We start from the raw sequence: 24,345 nt of genomic DNA, 5'->3' as shown, positions 1-24,345 counted from the left end.
CTGTGACGCGCGCAGGCACGACGATACACGAAACTCGACCGCGTGGTAACTGAAATTAGACCGCTTGGTAATCCGCGAGGATAGGATGAGCCGCAGCAGCGACGAGCACAGAGAGGAGCGAGCCGTGACGACGACCGCACCGCCCGGCACCGCCCGCAGTGCTCGTGCCGAGCGCACCCGAGCCGCCATCGTCGCCGCCGCCTACGACGCGTTCGTGACCCGTGGCTACCGGGCCACCTCGCTGCGCGACGTCGCCGCCGCCGCCGGTATCAGTCACCCGGGGCTGCTGCGCCATTTCGCGACGAAGGACGAGGTGCTGGCCGCGGTCGTCGAGTCGTTCGAGCGCGACAACGAGACCGCGCTGCTGGAGCGCATGGCCGCCGACGAGCCCGGAACCTTGGCCTACGCCGACGTCGCCAGACGCAATGAGGCCACACCCGGATACCTCGCGCTGTTCGCGGCGCTCACGGGCGAGGCATCCACTCCCCGCCATCCCGCGCACGAGATCATGCGCGCCCGCTACGCGCGCCTGCGCGAGCTGTCGACCGACGCCATCGAGGAGGCGATCGCACAGGACACCGTCGCGGGCGACCGCGACCCCGCCGCGGAGGCGGTGCGCATCGCCGCCGCATGGGACGGACTGCAGCTGCTGGCCCAGTACCTCCCGGACCGCGTGGACATCGGGTCAGCGCTCGAGGCGTACGAGGAGCACCTCGCCCTCCCGCTCGGCTGGCGCGAGCCCGGCGATGCGGCGCCGACGGATGCCCCCACCCCCGTCCCCGGGATGCCGCCCTTCGCCGAGCCGCCGTCGGGCCCCGCCGTGGGCTACCGCGTGGGGCGCGAACGCCGCGAACGCATCGTGGAGAGCGCGATGAAGCTGTTCGCGCAGGAGGGCTACGGCGACACGAGCCTGCGCGAGATCGCCGAGCGCGTCGGCGTCTCGAAGTCGACCCTGCTGCACTACTACGCCTCGAAGGACGAGCTGCTCAGCGCCGTGATCTCCGAACGCGACCGTCGGATCGACTCGCGCGAGACGTACGTGCGCGCCGCCCGCGCCGCGGACGAGCTGCGCGGTCTGTCGGTCGGCGCCTCCGAGGACGCGCGGACGATGCCGGGTCTGATCGAGGTGTACGCGGTGCTCTCGTGCGAGGCGGTGCCGGCCGATCATCCCGCGCACGCGTACTTCGAGGACCGCTTCCGCATCGCGCTCGACCACTTCACCGCGCTGTTCCGCGCGGCGCAGGCCGACGGCGACCTCTCGTCGCATCGCGATCCCGCGTTCGAGGCGATCTGGCTGATCGCGCTCTGGGACGGTCTGCAGTACCAGTGGCTCTACGACCGCGACTCGGTGGACGTCGGGGAGCAGCTCGCCGCGCATCTCGCGGACGTGCTCCCGCACGCCTGACGGCCCTGCCGCGGCACCGTGTCAGTGCCGCCCGTCAGGCCGCAGCGACCACCGCCAGCACGGCCTCGCCGTAGGCCTCGCGCTTCTTGGCGCCGATGCCGGACACGCCGTCGAGGTCGGCGAGGCTCTCGGGGCGCCGCTCGGCGAGCGCACGCAGCGTGGCGTCGCCGAACACGATGTAGGCGGGCACGCCCAGCTCCTTGGCCACGCCCGCGCGCCAGGCGCGCAGCGCCTCGAAGAGGCCGGCGTTCGCCGGATCGAGGTTCTCGGGAGCGGTCGACTTGCGCACGCGCGCGACGCCCGAGCGGCCCATCACGTCGCGGCGCAGCGGCACCGGGGTCTCGCCGCGCAGCACGCCGGCCGCCGGCTCGCCGAGGGCCAGCGTGCCGTACTCGCCGCGGGCGACGAGGATGCCGCGGGCCAGCAGCTGCCGGATGACGCTGCGCCAGTCCTGCTCGCTGAGGTCGGCGCCGAGCCCGTACGTGGAGAGCTGATCATGCCCCTGCTGGCGGATGCGGTCGGTGGACGAGCCGCGCAGGATGTCGACGAGGTGACCGGCGCCGAAGGCCTGGTTGCGTTCGCGCTGCAGGCGCACGATCGTCGACAGCAGCTTCTGCGCCGGCACGAGGCCGTCCCACGTCTCGGGTGCCTCGAGGCACGTGTCGCAGTTGCCGCACGGCTGCGAGTCCTCGCCGAAGTAGGCGAGCAGGTTCTGGCGGCGGCATCCGACCGTCTCGCATAGACCCAGCATCGCGTCGAGGTGCTGACCGAGCCGGGTCTTGAAGGCGCGGTCGCCGGGCGACTGGTCGATCATGCGGCGCTGCTGCACCACGTCGCCGAGGCCGTAGGCCATCCAGGCGACGGATGCCTCGCCGTCGCGGCCCGCTCGGCCGGTCTCCTGGTAGTAGCCCTCGACCGACTTCGGCAGGTCGATGTGCGCGACGAAGCGGACGTCGGGCTTGTCGATCCCCATGCCGAAGGCGATCGTCGCGACCATGACGACGCCGTCCTCGCGGAGGAACCGGGACTGGTTCGCGGCACGCGTCTCGGCGGGAAGGCCCGCGTGATACGGCAGCGCGTCGACGCCCTGCGCGGAGAGGAACTCGGCCGTCTGCTCCACCGACTTGCGGCTCAGCGCGTAGACGATGCCCGCCGCACCTGAGCCCTGGGAGCGGATGAACGCGACGAGCTGGCGGCGAGGGTCGGACTTGGCCTCGATGCGGTACTGGATGTTCGGACGGTCGAAGCTCGACACGAAGTGGCGCGCGTTCGGCAGGTGCAGCCGCTCGGTCATCTCGCGGTGGGTCGCCGGCGTCGCCGTCGCGGTGAGCGCGAGCCGGGGCACGCCGGGGAACCGCTCGGCGAGGGCGCCGAGGGCGAGGTAGTCGGGGCGGAAGTCGTGGCCCCACTGCGACACGCAGTGCGCCTCGTCGATCGCGATGACGCTCAGCCGTCCGCGCGCGAGGAAGCGGAGGGTCGTCTCGGTGTTGAGGCGTTCCGGGGCGACGTAGAGCAGGTCGAGCTCGCCCGCGAGGTAGGCGCGCTCGACGGCCGCGCGCTCGGGCGGCGCCTGCGTCGAGTTGAGGTACGCCGCCCGCACACCGTTGGCGACGAGCGCGTCGACCTGGTCGTGCATGAGAGCGATGAGCGGGCTCACCACGAGCCCCGTGCCGGGCCGCACCAGCGCCGGCACCTGGTAGCAGACGCTCTTGCCGCCACCGGTGGGCATCAGCACGACGGCGTCGCCGCCGGCGATGACGTGCTCCACGATCGCGTCCTGCTCGCCGCGGAACGCGTCGTAGCCGTACACCTCGCGCAGCACCGTGCGCGCATCGGCGCCCGTGAAGTCACGGCGCGGGCCGGCCCCCTCGAAGGGGTCGAGCGTGGTCGAGCCGCCTGCCGCGGGGTCGGGCGGCGGCATCCAGCCGTCCTCCGGCGGAGCCCACGAATCGTCGAGCGGGGGCGCGAACTCGTCGGGCTCCCACGCGAGGTCGGCGTACGGGTCGCCCTGCGGGATGGTCACCTGTCCCAGGGTAGTTGCGGCATCCGACGCGATCGTCGCCGTCAGCTAGGTCGCGGCGATAGGCGCGGGGCAGAGGGCGCTCGCCGCGCTTGGGGAGGAGCCTCGGATCAGCACCACTTGTCGGCGATCGCGGCGATGACTTTCGCGTTGCGGCTCGTGGCGACACCGAGCAGCTTCGCCGCGCCCAGCGGATCCACCTCCCCCGCCTGGTACCCGGGGCCGAGCAGCGCGTGCGCCACACGGCCGCGCACGACCATCTCGCCGGCATCCGTCGCGAGCTCCTCGATGCGGGTCACCGTGGCGGCGGGCGGCTCGTCCTTCAGCAGATAGATGTAGTGCCGCTCCAGTCCGCGGCGCCCGGCGCTCAGCACGACCGCGTCGCGTGCGATCGCGGCCAGTTCGGTGGTCGTGAACACGATCGACGGCACGTCGAAGCCGCGGTCGGCGGCGAAGGCGTCCTCCAGCGCCGTCTCCACCTTCGCGCGGGACCGCATCGGGGTGGCGAACCGCACGTTCCCGGTGTTGATGTGCGTCGCGACGTCGGTGAAGCCGATCCCCTCGACGACGCGGCGGATGTCGTCCTTGGGGAACTTCCGGTTCGCCCCCAGGTTGATCGCGCGCAGGAACGCCACGTAGGTCGCCATACCGTCATCATCCGCTATCGTCGTCGGCATGCAATGCCTGTGAGCCCGTCTCCCTCACCCCCGCCCGCCGCGATCCGCGTGGGCGCTCGATCGGATGCCGCCTCCCGGCTTCCACGAAAGGCATCGCATGCACACCTCCCCCTCCCTGCCGCTGCAGGGCAAGACCGCCCTCGTCACCGGCGTCTCACGGCGGCGCGGGATCGGCTACGCCGTCGCGGCCCGGTTCGCGCAGCTCGGCGCCGACGTCGTCATCCACCATTTCGCACCGCACGACCTCGATCAGCCGTGGGGCGCCGACGACCTCGACGCCGTGCGCGCGGGACTGCGCGGCGAGCTCGCCCCGGGGGCGCGGTTCGACGACATCTCGGCGGACCTGCGGGACGCGGCATCCATCCCTCGCGTGATCGGGGCGGCCCGCGAATCGACCGGCCGGCTCGACATCCTGGTGTGCAACCACGCGCAGTCGGGGGACGACGGGTCGATCCTCGACATGACCGCCGAGCGGCTGGACGCCCACTGGCAGACCAACGCGCGCTCGACGATCCTGCTGACGCGCGAGTTCGCCGCCCTGCGGGCGGGTGACGCCGGTCCCTCCGCGCGCCCCGGCGAGCGCGTCGGACGACGGGAGCCGTTCGCCGAGCCGACGGGACGCGTGTTCTGGATGACGTCGGGGCAGATCCACGGACCGCTGCGCGGCGAGGTCGCGTACGCCGCGAGCAAGGCGGCGCTCGCGGGCGTGACGAAGACGGTGGCGGCCGACCTGCTCGACCTCGGCATCATCCTCAACACGATCGACCCGGGACCGGTCAACACGGGCTACCTCGACCCCGAGACCACCGACCGGCCGCTCGAGGAAGCAGAGGCCTGGATGCGCGCGACCCCGTTCGGCCGCTTCGGCGAGCCCGCGGATCCCGCGCGGCTCATCGGATGGCTGTCGACGGATGCCGGAGCCTGGGTCGTCGGCCAGGTGCTGACGTCGGACGGCGGCCTGGGCCTCGGCTGACCGGCTCACCGCGGGCGGCCCGCTCGCGGTGGGCATACGGGCCTAGAGCCGCACGACCTCGGTCACACGCACGACGGCGGTGCCCGCCTCCTCCGATGCGGGGAGATCGACGACCCCACGGATGCGCCAGTCGTGGTGGCCCTCGGGATCGTCGATCGTCTGCTCGACGCGCCACACGCCGGCGGCGGCATCCGTCTCGTCGATCGTGACCAGGCGCGGCGAGCGCGCCGCGCCCCCGGTGAGGATCTCGTCGTGCTCGTCGAAGTAGGCATCCAGCGCGGCCGGCCAGTCGACGTCCGCGTCGAGCTCGACGAGCTCGTCGTCGCGCTGGAGCGCGGCCAGCTGCACGCGCCGGAACAGCTCGTTGCGCACGAGCACGCCGAACGCGCGCCGGTTGGTCAGCACCGATGGCGGAGCGGGCGGGACCACGGGCGCCGAGGGGTCGTCGACCGGGTTGACCAGCGCCTCCCATTCGTCGACGAGGCTCGAGTCGACCTGCCTCACGACCTCGCCGAGCCACGCGACGAGGTCGTGCAGCTCGTCGGTCTGCGCCTCGGCGGGCACGGTCTGGCGGATGGCGCGATAGGCGTCCGAGAGGTAGCGCAGCACCAGACCCTCGCTGCGGGCCAACTGGTACAGCGAGACGAGCTCGGCGAACGACAGCGCCCGCTCGAACATGTCGCGCACGACGGACTTCGGCGACAGCTCGAAGTCGCGGATCCACGGCTGGCTGGACGCGAAGACCTCGTACGCCTGGCTCAGCAGCTCGTCGAGCGGCTTCGGGTACGTGACCTCCTCGAGCAGCGCCATGCGCTCGTCGTACTCGATCCCGTCGGCCTTCATCGCGGCGACGGCCTCGCCGCGGGCCTTGAACTCCTGCTGCGACAGGATCGGCCGCGGGTCGTCGAGGGTCGCCTCGATGACGCTGACGACGTCCAGCGCGTAGTACCCCGTCCCCACGCCGCCGGCCGTGTCGTCGGGATCGAGCAGCTCGATCGCGGCGAGCGCGAACGGCGACAGCGGCTGGTTGAGCGCGAAGTTCGGCTGCAGGTCGACGGTGAGCCGGATGCCGGGGGCCCCGGCATCCGTCGCCGCAGAGCGGTCGATCTCGACGACGTCGGCGGCCAGCAGGGTGCGGAAGATGGCGATCGCGCGGCGCGCGAGCTGGTACCGGCGCGCGCGGGGCTCGTGGTTGTCGAACACGAGCGAGCGGACGTTCGCGAACACGTCGCCGCCGCGCGCGATGACGTTGATGAGCATCGCCGCGGTGAGCTGCAGCTGCGGCACGAGCGGCTCGGGCTCGGCTTCGACGAGGCGCTCGAAGGAGCCGAGACCCCAGTTGACGACGCCCGTCGGCGCCTTCTTGCGCACGATCTTCTTGCGCTTGGCGGGGTCGTCGCCCGCCTTGCGCAGCGCGGCCTCGTTCTCGATCTCCCACTCCGGCGCCATCACGACGACGGTCCCCGAGGTGTCGTAGCCGGCGCGGCCGGCGCGACCGGCGACCTGGTGGAACTCGCGCGCCGAGAGCTGGCGCATCTTCGTGCCGTCGAACTTCGACAGCGCGGTGATCATCACGGTGCGGATCGGCACGTTGATGCCGACGCCGAGCGTGTCGGTGCCGCAGATGACCCGCAGCAGCCCGCGCTGGGCCAGGGTCTCGACCAGGCGCCGGTAGCGCGGAAGCATGCCGGCGTGGTGCACGCCGATGCCGGCGCGCACGTACCGCGACAGGGTGCGGCCGAACGCGGTCGTGAAGCGGAACCCGCCGATCGCCTCGGCGATCGCGTCCCGCTGCTCGCGGCTCACGATCCTGATGCTCGACAGCGCCTGTGCGCGCTCCATCGCGGCGGCCTGCGAGAAGTGCACGATGTACACCGGCGCCTCGTTCGTCTGCAGCAGCTCCTCGACGGTCTCGTGCACCGGCGTGCGCGCGTACGAGAAATGCAGCGGCACCGGGCGCTCGACGCCGGTGATCCGCGAGACGGTCCGCCCGGTGCGGCGCTCGAGGTCTTCGGCGATCGTGGCGACGTCGCCGAGCGTCGCCGACATCAGCACGAACTGCGCGCGCGGCAGGAGCAGCAGCGGAACCTGCCACGCCCACCCGCGGTCGGTGTCCCCGTAGTAATGGAACTCGTCCATGACGACCTGGTCGACGGCGGCGTCGGCCCCCTGGCGCAGCGCGAGGTTCGCCAGGATCTCGGCGGTGCAGCACACGATCGGGGCGTCCGGGTTCACCGACGAGTCGCCCGTGACCATGCCGACGTTCGCGGCGCCGAAGATGTCGACGAGCGCGAAGAACTTCTCGCTCACGAGGGCCTTGATGGGCGCCGTGTAGTAGGTGCGACCGCCACGCGCCAGGCACGCCGCGTGCGCCGCGACGGCGACCAGCGACTTGCCGGTGCCCGTCGGCGTCGACAGGATCACGTGAGAGCCCGACACGATCTCGATGACGGCCTCGTCCTGTGCGGGGTAGAGCGCGAAGCCCTGATCACCCGCCCATTCGACGAACGCGTCGTACAGTGCGTCGGCGTCGGGGGCTCCCGCGGGCGCGCCGGAGGCCGCCGCCGCGGTGGCGATGGTCTCGAGGAGCGTCACCGTCCGAGTCTGCCAGGCCGCGGCGGACGTCCGGCCAGGGTCGTCACGCGCGTGGCGGAATCCCGCGCCCGCGCCGTACGTTTGAGAACGACGACGGAAGGATCGACGTGACCGACATCCACGCGCAGACACTCGTGACCCGCAACGACGAGGACCACCGCTACGAGGTGCACGTCGGCGACGTGCTCGCCGGCTACACGGTGTTCCGCATCGACCCGCGCGGTCGCCTCCATTTCCCCCACACCGAGGTCGACCCGTCCTTCCGGGGCCGGGGTCTGGCACAGACGGTGGTCGCCGAGGCGATGGCGGATGCCGCACGCCGCGGTGAGACGGTCGTCCCCCACTGCCCCGTGGTCGCCAAGTACCTGCGCGAGCACGAGGTGCCCGGCCTCAGCATCGACTGGCCCGAGCACCCGCGCCCGGAGTGAGCGAAGATCGAGTCATGACCCGACTCGACGCCGACGACGCCGTCGCGACCGAATCCTCGGTGGAGTGCAGCGGACCGCGGACGCTGCTCCTGGAAGCGCGCGAGGTGCCGCTCGGCGGCGTGCGCGCGATGTCGGTGCACCGCTCGCTGCCGCAGCGCGACCTGCCGCTGGTGGGCGCCTGGTGCTTCCTCGACCGGTTCGGGCCGCAGTCGACGCGTATGCGCGTCGAGCCGCACCCCCACATCGGGCTGCAGACGGTGACGTGGCCCTACCTGGGCGACATCCGCCACCGCGACTCCGTCGGCAGCGACGTCGTGGTGCAGCGCGGCGCGCTCAACCTGATGACCAGCGGCGCCGGCATCGCCCACTCCGAGTACTCGGTGGGAGAGGATGCCGTGCCCTTGGACGCACTGCAGCTCTGGGTGGCCCTCCCCGAGTCGCGTCGTCACGGCGCCCCGACCTTCGAGCAGCACGCCGTGCTGCCGGAGGTGGCGCTTCCTGCCGTCGTGGGATCCCCCGGCTCGGCGACGGTCGTGCTCGGCGAGCTCGCCGGGGTCGCGTCGCCGGCGACGGTGTACACGCCGATCGTGGGCGCCGAGCTGCGCGTGCCGGCGGGATCGACGGTGCGGGTTCCGCTCACGCCCGCGTGGGAGCACGCGCTGGTCGCGGTCGCCGGCGAGGTCGCGGTGCCCGCCGACGGCGGCGTCGACGTCGTGCTCGACACGACCCATCTGCTGTACCTCGGGACCCACCGTCACGAGGTGGTGGTCTCCAGCCCGGGCGGCGCGACGCTGTTCCTCCTCGGCGGCGAGCCGTTCGAGGACGACGTCGTCATGTGGTGGAACTTCGTCGGCCGCACCCACGAGGAGATCGTCGAGGCCCGAGAGGCCTGGGAGTCGGGCGCTGCCCGGTTCGGCCACGTCGTCGACCACGGCGACGAGCGCGTGCCCGCGCCGCCGCTTCCGGCGGTGCGCCTCACCCGTCGCCGCCGGCGCCTGTGACGGCCGGCCGCGCCTGAGCGCGGCATCCGTCCCGTCATGTGAAAGGGGCGCCCCGGCCGAAGCCGGGGCGCCCCTTGTCCGCGCTAACCGGTCACGGCACGTCGACGAACACGAGCGTGCGCAGCTGCGAGTCGCCGTAGCGGACGACGCCCAGGTAGCCGCCGGCGCTCAGGCCCGACCACGACGCGGTGAACTGCGCCTGCTGAGCCTGCTGCACCGGCAGCGAGCTCGGCGTGACCGCGAAGCCGCCCGCACCGCCGGCGGTGACCAGAGCGCTCGTCGCCGTCCAGGTGAAGGGCTTCGTGTACGAGAACACGTCGGCCGAGACCACGTAGCGGCCCGCCGGCGGGTTCGGGATCGCCACGGCCTCATCGGCCGAGCCGGTCGCCGACTGCCAGACGCGGTCGTACGTGTTCGTGCCGTCGACCAGGTGGTAGACGACCAGGTCGAGGTCCGACCCTGTGTCGTCCGACGAGTCGAGGGCGAAGCGGGCGAGCTCGGCGCCCGCCGCGACGTCGACGAGCACGTTCGTCGTGCCGCCGGTGGAGGCCCCGGTGGTCTCGTTGCCGTCGATGATCACGTTCTCCGGCGCGAGCCCGACCGCGTGCAGGTCGAGGGTGCCGGTGAATCCGGGCGTGAACGTGACGGTCGTGCTGCCGTCGGCGCCGGTGCCCGAGACGGATGCCGGCACATCGGCCTCCACCGGACGCACGGCGATCGGCGAGCGCACCGTCGCGTCGGCGCTCTTCCAGGAGAGGAAGCCGGTCGCCCACTCCCCGATCGCCGCGTCGGCGGTGGTCAGCGTGACGGTGAACGTCTGCGTGCCGCCGGCGGCGATCGTGAACGTGGCGGGCGAGACCACCGCGGTGATCCCCGGGACGTCGACGGAGGCGTTGTACGTGCCCGCCTTGGTCGCCGTCACCGTACGGGTGATCGTCTGGCTGCCGGCGAGGGCGCCCACGCCGATCGAGGCGATGTTGAGGTCGCTCGGATCGGTCGGGTCGATGCCGTCGAAGTAGTCCACGCCGGTGGCGCCCTCGATGTACGACGCCCAGTCCTGCGCCCGGTTCAGGTACACCAGTCCCGGCGCGAGGTACTTCGTCGGGTCGACGTGACCGGCGCCCTGCTCGAACGGGTCGGTGTCGGGGTCGCCGTTCGCGTCGACGAGGTCGTACGCGGTCGTCATGAGCGCGGACTTGATCTCGGCGGGCGAGGCCTTCGGGTGCACGCCCAGGTAGAGCGCACCGAGACCGGCCACGTGCGGCGACGACATCGACGTGCCCGACTTGAAGCCGAACGTGGGCTTCGCGTTGGGCCCGTTGTGGGTGGCCGCGAGGATGGCGACGCCGGGCGCCGACACGTCGGGCTTGATGACGTCGCTGCCGTCGGCGAGGATCGGGCCGCGGCTGGAGAACCCGGCGATCTGCGGCGTCGGGGTCACCTCACCCGACACGTTGTCGCCCACGAGCGTGATGGGACGGTTCGCGCCGCCCTGCACGTACCCGAGGATCTGCGAGTAGTACACGTTCGACATGTGCACGGTCGGCACCGAGTGGAAGTCGTTGTCGAGCGAGTTGGCACCGGTCGGCGAGTTCACCAGCACCATGCCGATGCCGCCGGCGGCCTTGACGACGTCGGACTTCTCGACGCGGGCGTTGCCGCCGCGCACGCAGACCACGATGTGCCCCGACGCCTTCGCGGGGTCGATCGAGCCGGGATAGCACAGCGACGCGTTGGCGGCGATGCCGATGTCGCCGGCGAACACCGACGGTCCGGTGATCTCCTTGCCGAACGGCACGCTCACCGAGGCACCCGCGTGGTTGAAGCCCTCGAACTTCACCGTTCCCTCGTAGGTGGGGATGGTGGATGCCGCGACCGTCGTGTACCAGGGCGAGGCGTGGTCGGCGGTCGACGCACCGGGGCCGTCGTTGCCCGCACTCACGGACACGAACACGCCCGCCTGGGCCGCGCCGAAGAACGCCCAGTCGTCGGCTCCGAACACGGTCGCGGCCGCGCCTCCGCCGATCGAGTAGTTGATGACGTCGACGCCGTCCTCGACGGCCTTGTCGATGGCGGCGATGAGGTCGCTGCCCGCGCAGATGTCGTCGTCGGTGACGAGCACGTCGGGTCCGACGAAGCACGCCTTGTACATCGCGACCTTGGCGGCCGGCGCCACGCCCGAGATCTTGCCGAAGTCGACGCCCTCGACCTTGGTCGAGACGCCGAAGTTGCCGGCGGCGGTGCTGGCGGTGTGCGAACCGTGGCCGTCGCCGTCACGGGGCGACAGGTAGTCGTAGCTGAAGTCGAAGCCGGACGCGGTGGCGCCCTGGGCGAAGTACTGCCCGCCCACCAGCTTGGTGTTGTAGTTCAGCTTGTTCCAGCTCTCCGCGATGGTGATCGGGCTGCGGAACTGGCCGCCGTCGGCCTTGTCGAAGACGATCGTGTCGCCGTTGACTGTGTAGGGCTCGCCGGCGCCGGCCTTCTTCTTGAGCGGGCTGCCGGCGAAGGAGGGGCTCTCGGGAGCGATGCCGGTGTCGATCACACCGACGACGACGCCCTTGCCGGCCTGCGAGATGCCGCCTACCGCGTCCCACACGCCGCCGGAGCCGGTGGCGCCCGAGCCGAGGCCGAGGAACTCCGTGGAGGGCACGGCGGAGGTCGGGTGGAACGTCTCGTCGGGGAACACGCCGAGCACGGCCTTGTCGCCCGTGAGCTCCGCGACCTGCTCACCGGTGAGCTGGGCGGCGAAGCCGTTGACCGTCACGCTGTACGACGTGTCGGGCGTGACTCCTGCGTCCGCGGCGACCTCGGCCTGCTGCTTCTTGAGGTGTGCGGCGTACTTCTGCGAGTTCGACGAGTGCGCGTCGAGCTGGCTGCCCTTGGCGGGCTTGGTCGGAGCGAAGCCGTTGGTGCCGCCCTCGTACGTGGCCAGGGGCTTCTCCTTGAGAAGGACGATGTAGCGGCCGTCCTCCGCGCCGGCCGGTGCCGGGGTTGTCACCTCCTCGGGTACGGCGCCGAAGCTGGCTGTTGCGGTGCCCGTGAACAGTGCGGCGAGTGTGACGACCGCTGCTGCTCTGACCGAGGATCGACCCATCGTGGCCTCCTAGTGGTTCGTGCCGGAAGAGCTGCGCCACATCGTTGGGGCGCAGCTCGCTCAAAGCTATCTCCCAGCTGAATCCCAGCGAATGAGAGCTCGGTGAGAAACGCGAGCCCTTCGGCAAGTACCCTGGGCACGTGGCTGCACGCACCCGACTGTCGACGAGCGTTCTGCTCACCTGCGCGGCGATCGGCGTGGCGACCGGTGCGCTGCAGGCCGGCGCAGGCGCGATCAGCGGCTTCGTCGTCGCCGGTGCGCCGATCCTCTACGGCCTCGTGCTCGGCGTGCACGTGCTCCCCGGTGTGGTCGCACAGGATCTGCTGCGCCGCCCCTGGGTCGCCCTGATCACGCACATGATCGCGGCGCTGGTCGCCAGTGCCGTGCTGCCGCTGTGGATCGGCCGCTACGTCGGCACCGCGCTGCTCATCGGCGGCCTGCAGGAGCTCATCGCCGCCGCCTCGCGCTATCAGCGGTGGGACAAGTGGCGCTTCTTCCTGTCGGCGGTGATCGTCGGCGCCGTCATCGCCGTCGCGATCTGGTTCGCGGCCGACGTCTCGCAGTTCCCGCTGTGGGGCCAGATCGTCTACGTCGCGCTGTTCGTCGCGGGCCCGGTGCTGTGGACGGCTGTCGGCCTCGCGATCGGCTCGGCGCTGCGCCGCGCCGGCGTCGCTCGCCGCAGCCGCTGACCTCCGGCGAGGCCATGCCCGCACCCGCGGGCGACGTTTCGCGCACGCGCGGGCCACGGGTAAGTTAGGGAAGGCTAAGTTTCCTTCGACGATCGGATGCCCGTGTCCTCTGCCGTGCCGCTGCTGCGCGTGCGCGAGCTGGGCGTCACGCACGAAGGCGAGACCACGCCGGCTCCGGCCTCCGTCTCCTTCGATGTCGCTCCGGGCGACGTCGTGCTGCTGCTCGGACCGAGCGGCTCGGGCAAGTCGACGCTGACGCTCGCGCTGGACGGTCTGATCCCGCACGCCGTTCCGGCGACGATGACCGGCACCGTCGAGGTGGACGGCCTCGACACGCAGGCGACCACGGTCGCCGAGCTCAGCACTCGCGTGGGCATGGTCTTCCAGGATCCCGACGCGCAGCTGGTGACCGGGACCCTCCTGGACGAGGTCGCGTTCGGGCCCGAGAATCTGCGGATGCCGGTGCCCGAGGTGCTCGCCCGCGCCGAGGCCGCGCTGCGCCGCGTGGGCCTGTGGGAGCGGCGCGCGGAGAACCCCGACCGGCTGTCGGGCGGAGGGCGCCAGCGGCTCGCGATCGCCTGTGCGCTCGCGATGGGCTCGCCGCTGCTGGTGCTGGACGAGCCGACGGCGAACCTGGACCCTGCCGGCATCGAGGACGTGTACGCCGCGCTGCGCGAGCTGGTCGCCGCCGGAGATCGCGCGATCCTGCTCGTCGAGCACAACCTCGACGCGGCCGTCGGGTTCGTCGACCGGGTCGTCGTGCTCGACCAGGACGGCCGGCTGGCCGCCGACGGCAGCGTCGACGAGGTGCTGCGCGGACGCGCCCCCGACCTGCACCGGATGGGCGTGTGGCTGCCGGTCTCGACCATCGCCGCCCTGCGGCTTCGCGAGGCCGGCTACGCGCTCGACCCCCTGCCGCTCACGCCCGACGAGCTCCGCGCGGCGCTCGAGGCCGAGGAGACCCCCACGCCGCCGCAGGACGCGGGCCCACGGCAGCCGACGACCACGCGACCGAGTGCTGACCCCGTCATCGCCGTACGCGGATTGAGCCTGCGCCGGGGCCGCGCCGAGGTGCTGCACGACATCGACCTCGACGTCCCGGCGGGCGCGTTCGTCGCCGTGGTCGGGGCGAACGGCGCCGGCAAGACGAGCCTCATCCAGGCCCTGGCGGGCGTCGTCCCTCCCCCGAAGGGCGCCGTGCACGTCGGCGGGCTCGACGTCGGCAGGACCGACGCACGGACGCTCAGCGCGCACATCGGGTTCGTGTTCCAGAACCCCGAGCATCAGTTCATCGCGCACACGGTGCACGACGAGATCGCGCACGGCCTGCGCATGCAGCACCTGCCCGACGATCAGGTGCACGCGCGCACCGCGGCGCTGCTGGAGAGGTTCGGGCTGACCGACAAGGCCGGCAGCCACCCGTTCCTGCTGTCGGGCGGGCAGAAGCGGCGGCTGTCGGTGGGCACGGCGCTGGTCGCCGGCGCGCCGGTGCTCGTGCTCGACGAGCCCACGTTCGGCCAGGATCGCGCGCGCGCCGACGAGCTGCTGTCGCTGCTGTCGGAGCTCAACGCCGAGGGCACCACGATCGTCGTCGTGACCCACGACATGCAGCTGGTCACCGACTACGCCGATCGCACCGTCGTCATGGCGGACGGACGCGTGCTCGCGGAGGGCCCGACCGCCGAGATCTTCGCCGACGACGAGCTCATCGCGCGCGCCGGCCTGCGCCCGCCCCCGCTGCGACGCGCCCTGCAGGGTGTGCGGCGGCATCCCGAGCTCTCCCATATCGCGCGCCTCGCCGACCTCCCCGGTGCGGCCTCCGCTCCGACTCTCCCCGCGGCGGGAGGTGCGGCGTGACCGACACCGGCCCCCTCACCGCCGCCGCTGCCGCACAGAGCGGTTTCGACCCCTACGCCGGCCGGGTGTCGGCATCCGCTGTCCGGTTCCTGTACGCGCTCAACCCGCTGGCGAAGCTGGCGGCGCCGCTGCCGGCGATGGTGCTGCTGGTGTTCGTGCGGGATGCCGCGACCCCGGCGGCCTTCCTGCTGACGGCGTACGCGGTGCTGTTGGTCGGCGTCGACTTCACGAGACGGCTGGCGGCGGTGCTGTTCCTGGCGCTGCCGCTGGGGACCCTGCTCATCGGGTTCGGCTTCGCGCTGTGGACCGACGCGTCGCGCGTGGACCAGTCGGTCGTGGTGTGGCAGATCGGCGGGTGGACCATGTACGGCGGAGCGCTCCTCGTCGGCATGGCGACCGCCCTGCGCCTGTCGGCGATCGTCGCCCTCACCCTCATCGCGGGGCTCTCGACGACGGGGCCCGACCTGGTGCGGGCGAGCGTGCAGCAGCTGCGGGTGCCCTACCGCATCGGCTACACGGCCTTGGCGGCGTTCCGGTTCGTGCCGCGGTTCGGGCATGAGCTCGACGTGATCCGCCAGGCGCATCGCGTGCGCGGCGCGCACGGCGGTCGCGGTCCGTTCGCGGCGATCTCCCGTTGGGCGGGGTACGTGGTGCCGCTGCTGGCCGGCGCGATCCGCCACGCCGAGCGCGTGGCGCTGGCGATGGACGCGCGCGCGTTCGGCGCCCACCCCGACCGCACCGAGCGGCACATCGTGCCGTGGCGCGCGCGCGACACGGTGTTCGTCCTGCTGTTCTGGGCGATCTCGGCCGCGCTGTTCGCCGTCCTCTTCCCGTGGGGGCTGTGATGGTCCCCGCCGCATCCGACAAGGAGCGCTGACATGGCCCACGCCCCTCGACTGGTCAAGCCCGAGACGCAGGGCCTCGTGCATCTGACGGTGCTGCGCACCGAGCGTCTCTCCCCGCACTGGATGCGGGTGACCCTGGGCGGCGGTGAGATCGACCGGTTCCGCCCCCTGGGCTACGACCAGTGGTTCCGGCTGTTCCTGCCGCTGGGCGGCGACGAGGGGCTGGAGCGGCTGCCCGCCAAGGCGAACAAGATGTTCGGGTATCTCAAGTACCTCCGCATCCCCGACGGCGTGCGCCCGGTCATGCGCAACTACACCGTGCGGGCGTACCGCCCGGCGACGGCGAGCACCGGCGCCGAGATCGACGTCGACTTCGTGCTCCACGGCTCCGCCGCCGACGGCACCGCCGGTCCGGCCTCGCGCTGGGCCGAGACATGTGCTGCCGGCGAGAGCGTCGTGGTGATCGACGAGGGGCTCACGTTCAACCCCGACCGCGGCATCGACCGCGTCGTACTCGTCGCCGACGAGACCGGCCTTCCCGCGATCGCGGGCATCTGCGCCTCGCTCCCCTCGCACGCGGAAGGCGTCGCGATCGTGGAGGTGCCTTCGGCGGACGACGCCCTCGACTTCCCCCGCCCTGAGGGCGTCACCGTACGGTGGATCGTCCGCGACGACCACGCTGCACCGAGGACCCTCGCGCTGCAGGCGCTCCGCGACGCGGCGATCCCGGATGCCCCCTGCCACGCGTACGTCGTCGGCGAGCAGGCGCTCGCGACCGGGGGCCGCCGGCACCTGGTGGGAGAACGCGGCATCCCGAAGGACCTCGTGAGCTTCTGCGGCTACTGGCGTGTCGGCGCCGCCTCACCCGCGCCCAAGTCGCAGCGAGCGACCGCCGAGGCCCACTCGTGAGCCGCGCGACCACCGCGTACCTGCTCACGTGCGCCGCGATCGGTGTCGCGGGCGGCGTCATGCTGTGGGGAGCGACCGGATTGTCGACGGTGCTGTTCGCCGTCGTGCCGTTCGTCTCGGTGGGTCTGGCCGGCCTGTGGCTGATGCCCGCCGTGGTCGCGCTGCGGCTCATCGAGCGCCCGCTGGCGGGTCTGCTCGTCGGGCTCATCTCGGGACTCGTGGTGTTCCCGTACCTCGCGACGAACCTGTGGTGGGCGTTCTTCGCCGAGCTGCCGTTCCTCCTCGCGCTGTACCGCAGCTGGCGCACGTGGCAGTACTACGCCGGCGCCGTGTTCGTGGGCGTGGTGTACCCGGTGCTCGCCGCCGTCTCCTTCGACCTGGCGTCCATGACGATCGGCGTGCAGATCGGCTTCTTCGCCCTGTCGATCGCGAGCTGCGTCGGAGGCACCGCGCTCGGCCTGCTCATCGCCGACCGCCTGCGCCGCGCGGGGGTCGCCAAGCTCGCGCGCCGTCGCGGCCTGGCGGGTCGCGGCCTCGGTCGCGGCAGCGGACCCGCCGGGCAGCACTGAGCCGCGGGCGGCGGCATCCCCGATCCTCGCGTCAGCCCGCGGCCAGCGCGGCGCGCGCGCGTGCGAGCGCGGCCGGGCCCGCCCCGGCGTGGGCGAGCGCCGCGAGGGCGGCCCCCACGATGGGCGGGGCGGACAGGCGTGCCAGGCGGGCCCGCGGAGCGACGGCGCGCACACCGGCCTCGATGCGCTCGTCGAGCAGAGCGTGACCGGCGGTCAGGATGCTGCCCCCGAGCACGATCGGCACCTCGCGGTCGGCGAAGTCCAGCCGCGTGACGATCGCGCGCACGTAGGCGACGATCTCGTCGGCCTGCCGTTCGACGAGTCCGACCGCCACCTCGTCGCCGGCCGCCGCGGCGTCGAAGATCGCGGGCGCGACGTCGATGAGGTCGCTGTACGGGCGGCGTTCGAAGTGGAGCTCCTCGATGAGGTCGGCGACGGATGCCGCGCTCAGGCGTTCCAGCAGCAGCCCGGTGAGCAGCGTGCGCGGCCCACGGCCGTCCACGTCGCGCGCCACGTGCCACAGCGCCTCGGGCCCGAGGCCGGATCCGCCGCCCCAGTCGCCCGAGAGCGTCCCTAGCGAGGGGAAGCGCACCGTGGCGCCGTCGGCCCGCACTCCGACGGCGTTGACGCCGCTGCCGCAGACGACGGCGACGGCGTCCGCTTCTTCCGTGCCCGCCCGCAGCAGCGCGAACAGGTCGTTGTCGACCACGAGGTGCGCCGACGCCCACTCCAGCGGCGCCACGGCGTCGCGGTACTGCGCGATCTCGACGGGCAGGTCCAGGCCCGACAGGTAGAGGTCGACCTGCGCGACCGGCGCGCCGCCCGCGACCCCACGCACGAGCTCGTCGACGACGCCGACCGACGCGTCGAGGCCCTCGAAATGCGGGCTCGAGCCGGGGCCGCGCCGGCGACCGACGAGATCTCCGTCCAGGCTCAGGGCGACGGCATCCGTCTTCGTCCCTCCGCCGTCGACGGCCACGGCGAGCCCGGAGTTCACGATGCCCACGGCAGGAACCTCGCGTTCGCGGCGAGCAGGAGGTCGGTGAGCTTCTCGGCGCGGTCGTGCTGCAGCACGAGCGGGTGGGCGCGCATCGCGCGCAGCACGCGGTCCCGGCCGCCGTGGACGGCGGCGTCGAGCGCGAGGCGCTCGTACCCCGCGACGGCGGCGATGAGGCCGCGGACGTCGTCGTCGAGCGGCGCGACGGGCTCCGCGACGAACCGCCCGTCGCGGAAGGACGCCGGCACCTCGATCACGTGGTCGTCGGGGAGGAACGGGAGCACGCCGTCGTTGCGCAGATTGACGACCCGGGCGGGGGCGTGCGTGTCGCGCATCGCCGCGAGCAGCTCGACGGCGGCCTCGGAGTAGAACGCGCCGCCGCGACGCTCCAGCGCCTCGGGCTTCTCGTCGACCTCCGGATCGGCGTACAGCGCCAGCAGCTCGTTCTCGATCGCCCGCACCGCCTCGGCGCGCGACGGCTCGGCCAGCTGCTCGGCCAGCACCTCGTCGTGGGCGTAGTAGTAGCGCAGGTAGTACGACGGCACGACCCCGAGATCGGTCAGCAGCTGCGGGGGAAGGTGCACGTCGTCGGAGAGCTCGTCGAGGTGCTCGCGGAACAGCCCCGGAAGCCGGTCATGCCCGTCCACGAGCACGGCGCGCTCCCACGTGAGGTGGTTGAGGCCGACATGGCCGAGCGCGACGCGCGACGGGTCCACGCCGAACATCGCGGCGAAGCGTCGCTGGAACCCGATCGCGACGTTGCACAGGCCGACGGCGCGGTGCCCTTCCGACAGCAGCGCACGGGTCACGATGCCCACCGGATTGGTGAAGTCGACGATCCACGCGTCGGGCTTGGCGTGTGCGCGCACCGCCTCGGCGATCCGCAGCACCACCGGCACCGTGCGCAGCGCCTTGGCGAGCCCGCCCGGGCCGGTGGTCTCCTGTCCGATGCAGTGCACGTCGTGCGGCCAGGTCTCGTCCGCGTGACGGGCGTCCTGCCCGCCGACCCGCAGCTGCAGCAGCACCGCGTCGGCGTCGGACACCCCCGCGACGAGGTCGGTGGTGGTCAGGACGGATGCCGGGTGCCCGGCGCGCGCCAGCATCCTCCGGGCCATCCCGCCCACCAGCGCGAGCCGCGACTCGTCGGGGTCGACCAGGGCGATCTCGTCGAGCGGCAGCACGTCGCGCAGGCGCGCGAACCCGTCGATGAGCTCAGGGGTGTAGGTCGACCCGCCCCCCACGATCGCGAGCTTCATCGATTCCTCCTTCTGGCTTGCAGTGTGTGTGATCGGATGCGGTCAGCCGACCGCGATGGTCTCTTCGAGGCGGTCTCGGATGTGCGCCGTCAGCAGGCGCCGCGCGCCACGCAGGATCGACTGGGTGGGCACGCCGCTCGTGCGGACCTCGAGGACGCGGCGGGTGCGACGGGTCTCGGGACGCTCCCGATCCAGGCGCTCCTGCACCAGCGCGGCGAGGGCATCGCCGCCCGCGATCCCGGTCTGCCCGCCGAGGACCACCAGGCCCGGATCCAGCAGCGCCTCGATCATCCGGACGGCGACCGTGACGCGGTCGGCCAGCGCGCCGAGCAGCTCCGGGCGGCCGGGGAGCCGCGTCAGCGCGGTCTCGACGGTGTCGTCGCTCGTGCCGCCGAGGAGCTGGATCACTCCCGCCGAACCGAGCAGGTCGGTGAAGTCGTTCGCCTCCGGCGCATAGGCCAGCGCCGCGCGCGGGACGGAGAGGTATCCGATCTCCCCGGCGCTGCCGGATGCCCCGCGCTGGACGACGCCGGCGACGTCGACGCCCACGCCGACGCCCCATCCCATCCACAGGTAGGCGAAGCTCTCGGCATCGGCCGCCGTGCCGTGATTGCGCTCGGCGACGCTCGCCAGGTTGACGTCGTTCTCGAGGATCACGGTCGTCCCGGTCGCCTCCTCGATCCGCGCACGAGCGCCGACCAGGGGCCATCCGGGGAGCGTGTCGGTGAGGCTGACCTCGTCGACGTCCGCGTCGACGGCGGCCTGCACTCCGACGACCACGACGCTGACCGACGTGCGGGGGATCCCGGCGGCACGGCACGCGGCGTCGATCGCCGCGGTCACGTCGGACTCGGGCGAGCGGTCGAGGCCGGCCGTGGGGAGCACGACGACGGGGTGCTCGGCATCCGTCGGATCGGTGACGACGGCCTCGATGGCGTCGGCGAGGATGCTGACGGCCACCCCGGTCATGCTGTCGCGACGGACGCCGTAGACCGTCGCGTTCGGCCCTCGGGACTTGGAGGTCTCGCCGACCGCCTCGATGAGCCCGACCCGCTCCAGGCGCTGGATCATCTGCCCGGCGGTCGGCTTGGACAGGCCCGACAGCTGGCCCAGGCGCGAGCGGCTCAGCGGCCCGTGCTCGAGCAGCAGCCGGAAGGCCGTGCGGTCGTTGTGCGCCCGCAGCCACGTAGGCGTGCCCGGATCGATGGTGGTCACGCGTTCTCCTTCGTCACAGCGGCACGCACTTCGTCGCGCAGCATACCGATCCGCTCGGGGTCGGGTGCGGCGCCGAGGAGGGTGCGGGTGTAGTCGTGTTGCGGATCGAGGATGACGGTGTCGGCGGGGCCGCGTTCGACGATGTCGCCGCGGTACATCACCAGGATCTCGTCGGAGAAGTGGCGCGCGGTGGCCAGGTCGTGGGTGATGTACAGCACCCCGAGGTGGTCCTCACGCTGCAGCTGGGCGAGCAGGTTCAGCACACCGAGGCGGATGGACACGTCGAGCATCGACACCGGTTCGTCGGCGACGATGAACTGCGCGCCGGGGGCCAGCGCGCGGGCGATCGCGACGCGCTGCCGCTGCCCGCCGGACAGCTCGTGCGGGCGGCGTTCGGCCATCTTCTCCGTCGGCGTCAGCCGCACCCGGTCCAGCAGCTCCAGGGTGCGGCGGCGCACCTCTGCGCTGCTGATGCCGGGGTTGTGGATGCGCAGCGGCCGCTCCAGGTGGTGCGCGATGGAGTGGAACGGGTTCAGCGACGCGAACGGGTCCTGGAACACCATCTGCACATCGCCCCGGTACGCCGCCACCTCGCGGCCGCCGTTGCCGGCCGGTCTGCCGTCGAGCAGGATGTGCCCGCTCGTGGGCTTCTCCAGGCGGGCGAGCATCTTCGCGATGGTGGACTTGCCCGATCCGGACTCCCCCACCAGCGCGAGGGTGCGGCCCGCTTCGAGCGTGAACGAGACGTCCTTCACCGCGTGCAGGGTCGAGAAGGTCAGGCCGCTGCGCAGCCGGAAGTCCTTGACCAGATTCCGCGCCTCCAGCGTGCGGGGCCCGGCGGCGGTGTGGCTGTGGGCGCTCATGCGGCACCTCCCTGGGCGAGGGTCGCCCCGATGGGCTGGGCGCCGGTGCGCACGAAGTCGCCGCGGTCGCCGCGCAGGCTCGGGAAGCTCGACAGCAGCTTCTTGGTGTACTCGTGCTGCGGGTTCCGGTAGATGTCCGCCGCGGTGCCCGATTCCACGATCTCCCCCTGCAGCATGACCGCGATCCGGTCGCTGATCTCGATCAGCATGGGCAGGTCGTGGGTGATGAAGATCACCGCGAAGCCGAGCTTCTCGCGCAGCCGCATGATCTCCCGGATGATGCCCCGCTGCACCACCACATCGAGCGCCGTGGTGGGCTCGTCCATGATCATCACCTGCGGGTCCAGTGCGAGCGCCATCGCGATCATCACGCGCTGACGCATGCCGCCGGACAGCTCATGCGGGAAGCTCGTCAGCCGTTTGGGGTCGACCCCGACGAGCTCCAGCAGCTCCTCGCTGCGCGCCTGCTTCTGACGCCTGCTCATCCCGGGCCGATGCGTGGTGAACACGTCGAACAGCTGCGCCCGGATGTTGATCACCGGGTTGAGGGAGTTCATCGCGCCCTGGAACACCATCGACACCTTGTCCCACCGGAACCGGCGCAGCTCCTGGTCGGTGAGGCCGACCACGTCGATGTCGACCCCGGACCGGTCGTGGAACACGATCTCGCCCGATGTCATGAGCGCCGGCGGCTTGAGCAGCCGGTTGACGCCGTACGCGAGCGTCGACTTGCCGCATCCCGACTCGCCGGCCAGCCCCAGGATCTCGCCCCGGTTGAGGGTCAGCGAGACGTCCCGCACGGCCTTGACCGGCGGATCCACCTCGTACTCGATCGACACGTTGCGCGCCGTCAGCACCGCTTCGGTCATGCGACCGCACCTCCTCCGGCGACGCCGCGGCCGGCGCGCGCCGCGCGACGCTGGCTGCGCGCCACCTTCGGCGCGAGCCGCAGCTTCGGGTTGACCACCTCGTCGATGGCGAAGTTGATGAGCGCGAGACCGGCGCCCAGGAGCGCGATCATCGCGCCGGGCGGGACGAACCACCACCACGCGCCGCTGCCGACCGCCTGGCCGGTCTGCGCGTCGTTGAGCATCGTGCCCAGCGTGATCGAGCCGGTCGGGCCGAGCCCGAGGTAGGACAGCCCCGCCTCGCCCAGCACCGCGAAGACGATGCCGAAGATCAGCTGGGCGGCGATGAGCGGAACCAGGTTGGGGAGGATCTCGACGAAGATCACGCGCATCGGCTTCTCGCCCGCGACCCGCGCCGCCGCGACGTACTCCCTCGTGCGCAGCGACCGCGACTGGGCGCGCAGCACGATCGCCGAGCCCGCCCATCCGGTGACCCCGAGGATGATCGCCACCAGGAACGAGCTGCGGGCCAACGGACCGAGCCCCGGCGCGTTCTGCACGTACGCGGCGATCACCATCACCAGCGGCAGGCCCGGGATGACCAGCATGATGTTCGTGATCAGCATGAGGATCTCGTCCGCGACGCCGCCGAAGTAGCCCGCGAGGATGCCGAACACGATCGCGAGCAGCAGTGCGACGAATCCCGCGACCAGTCCCACGAACAGCGATTCGCGGGTGCCCCACGCGAGCTGCGAGAACACGTCGTAGCCGAGCTTGGTGGTGCCCAGCAGGTGCTCGGGGCTCGGCGGCTGGAGCGACGGGTTGTCGGAGTCGCGCGGGTTCTGCGCGAACGGCGGCACCAGCAGCCCGAACAGCACGATCAGCCCGGTGATGACGACGCCGGCGATGAGCTTTCCCGACCACGTCGGCAGCAGGTGACGGATGCCTCCCAGCCGCCGCGTCGCGATCGCCAGCGTCGTCGCCTCCTCGGCGGCGACCGAGCGCTCGGTGGCGCGCACCGCCTCCGCCGTCGCCGGCGAAGCCATCGGGGTCTCGTCCTCGACGATGGTGTCGGACGTGGGCTCAGCCATTGTGCCTCACTCGCGGATCGATGAGTCCGTAGATCAGGTCCATCACGAAGTTCGCCGCGAGGACGGTGAGCGTGATGACCAGGAAGACGCCCTGCATGAGCGCATAGTCGAGCCCTTGCACCGACTGGATCATGAGCTTGCCGATGCCGGGGTAGCTGAAGACCTGCTCCATCACGATCGAGCCGGCGACGACGAACCCGAGGGCGATGCCGAATCCGGCCAGGCTCGGGATCGACGCGTTCCGGGCGGCGTAGCGGCCTCGGATCCGGCGAGGGGAGAGCCCCTTCGCCTCCGCGGTGACCACGTAGTCCTCGGCCATCGTCGAGACCATCATGTTGCGCATGCCCAGCAGCCACCCGCCGACCGACGAGATCACGATCGTCGCGGCGGGCAGGATCGCGTGTTCGACGGCGCTCCAGAAGAACGCCCAGCTCCACTCCGGTCCTGACGGGAACTCGAACACGTCGTAGCCGCCCACGATCGGCAGCAGGCCGAGCTGCACCGAGAACACCGCGACGAGCACCAGCGCGAGCCAGAAGTACGGGATCGACTGGAACACCGAGGTGATCGGCACGAGGTGGTCGACCCACGTCCCGCGACGCCAGCCGACCCACGCGCCGACCGCGATGCCGATCACGAACGAGATCACCGTCGCGGTGCCGACGAGGACCACCGTCCACGGCAGGGCGGCGGCGATGAGGTCGCTCACCTCCGCCGGGTAGCGGGTCGACGAGACGCCCAGGTCGCCGTGCAGCAGGCGCCCCCAGTACGCGAGGTACTGGTCCCACAGCGTCATGCCCTTCTCGGCGCCGAGGATCGCCCGCACCGAGGCGATCGTCTCCTCCGACAGCGGCCGTCCGCCGCTGGCCCGGCGCAGCTTGCCCAGCATGATGGCCGCCGGGTCGCCGGGGAGCAGGCGCGGGAGGAAGAAGTTCAGTGAGATCGCGGCCCACAGGGTCACGACGTAGAACGCGATGCGGCGAGCGTAGAACTTCATGCCTCTCCCTCCCGCG

General features: G+C 72.0%; 20 protein-coding genes. 9 read left to right on the top strand and 11 right to left on the bottom strand.

All coding sequences use genetic code 11. The features are described 5' to 3' along the window. The first annotated feature begins 124 nt into the window (after positions 1-124). Positions 125-1,405 (top strand): TetR/AcrR family transcriptional regulator, encoded by a 1,281-nt coding sequence (locus AC1DDU_RS08250; protein ID WP_477432884.1) that lies wholly within the window; start codon positions 125-127, stop codon positions 1,403-1,405. A 34-nt stretch (positions 1,406-1,439) separates the two neighbouring features. Here the strand turns inward: AC1DDU_RS08250 and recQ are convergent, their stop codons facing one another. Then, complete coding sequence (gene recQ, locus AC1DDU_RS08245) at positions 1,440-3,437, bottom strand: DNA helicase RecQ (RefSeq protein ID WP_477433470.1); 1,998 nt, start codon at positions 3,435-3,437, stop codon at positions 1,440-1,442. A gap of 98 nt (positions 3,438-3,535) precedes the next feature. Beyond that, complete coding sequence (locus AC1DDU_RS08240) at positions 3,536-4,072, bottom strand: DUF1697 domain-containing protein (protein ID WP_477432882.1); 537 nt, start codon at positions 4,070-4,072, stop codon at positions 3,536-3,538. Between the two features lie 127 nt (positions 4,073-4,199). On the opposite strand from AC1DDU_RS08240, the gene AC1DDU_RS08235 reads away from it, so the two are divergent. Then, a complete protein-coding gene (locus AC1DDU_RS08235) occupies positions 4,200-5,075 on the top strand; it encodes an SDR family oxidoreductase (protein ID WP_477432880.1) in 876 nt (291 codons plus the stop codon). A gap of 42 nt (positions 5,076-5,117) precedes the next feature. Here AC1DDU_RS08235 and AC1DDU_RS08230 read toward each other — a convergent pair whose 3' ends face one another. Next, positions 5,118-7,670: a DEAD/DEAH box helicase gene (locus tag AC1DDU_RS08230; protein ID WP_477432878.1), complete on the bottom strand. Its 2,553-nt coding sequence runs from the start codon at positions 7,668-7,670 to the stop codon at positions 5,118-5,120. A 107-nt stretch (positions 7,671-7,777) separates the two neighbouring features. Between AC1DDU_RS08230 and AC1DDU_RS08225 the strand changes: the two genes are divergently transcribed. Together AC1DDU_RS08225 and AC1DDU_RS08220 are read left to right on the top strand one after the other, a co-directional pair. After that, complete coding sequence (locus tag AC1DDU_RS08225; protein ID WP_477432876.1) at positions 7,778-8,098, top strand: GNAT family N-acetyltransferase; 321 nt, start codon at positions 7,778-7,780, stop codon at positions 8,096-8,098. Between the two features lie 14 nt (positions 8,099-8,112). Then, on the top strand, positions 8,113-9,099 hold the full coding sequence (locus AC1DDU_RS08220) for a pirin family protein (protein ID WP_477432874.1): 987 nt from the start codon (positions 8,113-8,115) through the stop codon (positions 9,097-9,099). Between the two features lie 91 nt (positions 9,100-9,190). Here the strand turns inward: AC1DDU_RS08220 and AC1DDU_RS08215 are convergent, their stop codons facing one another. Beyond that, on the bottom strand, positions 9,191-12,193 hold the full coding sequence (locus AC1DDU_RS08215; RefSeq protein ID WP_477432872.1) for a S8 family peptidase: 3,003 nt from the start codon (positions 12,191-12,193) through the stop codon (positions 9,191-9,193). 140 nt (positions 12,194-12,333) lie between these two features. Between AC1DDU_RS08215 and AC1DDU_RS08210 the strand changes: the two genes are divergently transcribed. The 5 genes from AC1DDU_RS08210 to AC1DDU_RS08190 all read left to right on the top strand — a co-directional run bounded on the left by AC1DDU_RS08210 (position 12,334) and on the right by AC1DDU_RS08190 (position 17,062). Then, positions 12,334-12,882, top strand: coding sequence for an ECF transporter S component (locus tag AC1DDU_RS08210; RefSeq protein ID WP_477432871.1), 549 nt, complete (start codon positions 12,334-12,336; stop codon positions 12,880-12,882). Between the two features lie 96 nt (positions 12,883-12,978). Next, positions 12,979-14,739 carry an ABC transporter ATP-binding protein gene (locus tag AC1DDU_RS08205; protein ID WP_477432869.1) on the top strand — a complete coding sequence of 587 codons (1,761 nt, stop codon included), beginning with the start codon at positions 12,979-12,981 and terminating at the stop codon, positions 14,737-14,739. Next, positions 14,736-15,584 (top strand): energy-coupling factor transporter transmembrane component T, encoded by an 849-nt coding sequence (locus AC1DDU_RS08200; RefSeq protein WP_477432867.1) that lies wholly within the window; start codon positions 14,736-14,738, stop codon positions 15,582-15,584. Before AC1DDU_RS08205 ends, AC1DDU_RS08200 begins: the two co-directional genes overlap by 4 nt. 33 nt (positions 15,585-15,617) lie before the next feature. Continuing rightward, complete coding sequence (locus AC1DDU_RS08195; RefSeq protein WP_477432865.1) at positions 15,618-16,493, top strand: siderophore-interacting protein; 876 nt, start codon at positions 15,618-15,620, stop codon at positions 16,491-16,493. Next, complete coding sequence (locus AC1DDU_RS08190; RefSeq protein WP_477432863.1) at positions 16,490-17,062, top strand: ECF transporter S component; 573 nt, start codon at positions 16,490-16,492, stop codon at positions 17,060-17,062. The genes AC1DDU_RS08195 and AC1DDU_RS08190 overlap by 4 nt, the downstream gene beginning before the upstream one ends. A gap of 31 nt (positions 17,063-17,093) precedes the next feature. Here the strand turns inward: AC1DDU_RS08190 and AC1DDU_RS08185 are convergent, their stop codons facing one another. From AC1DDU_RS08185 to AC1DDU_RS08155, 7 genes are read right to left on the bottom strand one after another with little or no spacing between them, the layout of a single operon-like run. After that, positions 17,094-18,068, bottom strand: coding sequence for an N-acetylglucosamine kinase (locus AC1DDU_RS08185; RefSeq protein ID WP_477432861.1), 975 nt, complete (start codon positions 18,066-18,068; stop codon positions 17,094-17,096). Then, entirely contained in the window at positions 18,056-19,315 is a 1,260-nt protein-coding gene (locus AC1DDU_RS08180; protein ID WP_477432859.1) for a 6-phospho-beta-glucosidase, read from the bottom strand. The genes AC1DDU_RS08185 and AC1DDU_RS08180 overlap by 13 nt, the downstream gene beginning before the upstream one ends. A 42-nt stretch (positions 19,316-19,357) precedes the next feature. Further along, a complete protein-coding gene (locus AC1DDU_RS08175) occupies positions 19,358-20,530 on the bottom strand; it encodes an ROK family protein (RefSeq protein ID WP_477432858.1) in 1,173 nt (390 codons plus the stop codon). Continuing rightward, positions 20,527-21,393: an ABC transporter ATP-binding protein gene (locus AC1DDU_RS08170; protein WP_477432856.1), complete on the bottom strand. Its 867-nt coding sequence runs from the start codon at positions 21,391-21,393 to the stop codon at positions 20,527-20,529. Before AC1DDU_RS08170 ends, AC1DDU_RS08175 begins: the two co-directional genes overlap by 4 nt. Next, positions 21,390-22,262 (bottom strand): ABC transporter ATP-binding protein, encoded by an 873-nt coding sequence (locus AC1DDU_RS08165; protein WP_477432854.1) that lies wholly within the window; start codon positions 22,260-22,262, stop codon positions 21,390-21,392. The genes AC1DDU_RS08170 and AC1DDU_RS08165 overlap by 4 nt, the downstream gene beginning before the upstream one ends. After that, the gene (locus AC1DDU_RS08160) at positions 22,259-23,332 is read right to left on the bottom strand and encodes an ABC transporter permease (protein ID WP_477432852.1); all 1,074 of its coding nucleotides are present in this window, start codon (positions 23,330-23,332) and stop codon (positions 22,259-22,261) included. The genes AC1DDU_RS08165 and AC1DDU_RS08160 overlap by 4 nt, the downstream gene beginning before the upstream one ends. Continuing rightward, a complete protein-coding gene (locus tag AC1DDU_RS08155; RefSeq protein WP_477432850.1) occupies positions 23,325-24,329 on the bottom strand; it encodes an ABC transporter permease in 1,005 nt (334 codons plus the stop codon). The genes AC1DDU_RS08160 and AC1DDU_RS08155 overlap by 8 nt, the downstream gene beginning before the upstream one ends. Positions 24,330-24,345: the final 16 nt, after the last annotated feature.

The sequence above is a fragment of the Microbacterium sp. 05T445 genome (assembly GCF_056395865.1).
Note: the sequence above shows the minus strand (reverse complement) of the source record. Positions and strands in the feature narration are given on the sequence as shown.

Bases quoted from the DNA above. Each gene is read 5' to 3' on its own strand.
- AC1DDU_RS08240 (WP_477432882.1), bottom strand. From the start codon at position 4,072: ATGGCGACCTACGTGGCGTTCCTGCGCGCGATCAACCTGGGGGCGAAC.
- AC1DDU_RS08235 (WP_477432880.1), top strand. From the start codon at position 4,200: ATGCACACCTCCCCCTCCCTGCCGCTGCAGGGCAAGACCGCCCTCGTC.
- AC1DDU_RS08220 (WP_477432874.1), top strand. From the start codon at position 8,113: ATGACCCGACTCGACGCCGACGACGCCGTCGCGACCGAATCCTCGGTG.
- AC1DDU_RS08215 (WP_477432872.1), bottom strand. From the start codon at position 12,193: ATGGGTCGATCCTCGGTCAGAGCAGCAGCGGTCGTCACACTCGCCGCA.
- AC1DDU_RS08205 (WP_477432869.1), top strand. From the start codon at position 12,979: ATGCCCGTGTCCTCTGCCGTGCCGCTGCTGCGCGTGCGCGAGCTGGGC.
- AC1DDU_RS08195 (WP_477432865.1), top strand. From the start codon at position 15,618: ATGGCCCACGCCCCTCGACTGGTCAAGCCCGAGACGCAGGGCCTCGTG.
- AC1DDU_RS08180 (WP_477432859.1), bottom strand. From the start codon at position 19,315: ATGAAGCTCGCGATCGTGGGGGGCGGGTCGACCTACACCCCTGAGCTC.
- AC1DDU_RS08170 (WP_477432856.1), bottom strand. From the start codon at position 21,393: ATGAGCGCCCACAGCCACACCGCCGCCGGGCCCCGCACGCTGGAGGCG.
- AC1DDU_RS08165 (WP_477432854.1), bottom strand. From the start codon at position 22,262: ATGACCGAAGCGGTGCTGACGGCGCGCAACGTGTCGATCGAGTACGAG.
- AC1DDU_RS08160 (WP_477432852.1), bottom strand. From the start codon at position 23,332: ATGGCTGAGCCCACGTCCGACACCATCGTCGAGGACGAGACCCCGATG.
- AC1DDU_RS08155 (WP_477432850.1), bottom strand. From the start codon at position 24,329: ATGAAGTTCTACGCTCGCCGCATCGCGTTCTACGTCGTGACCCTGTGG.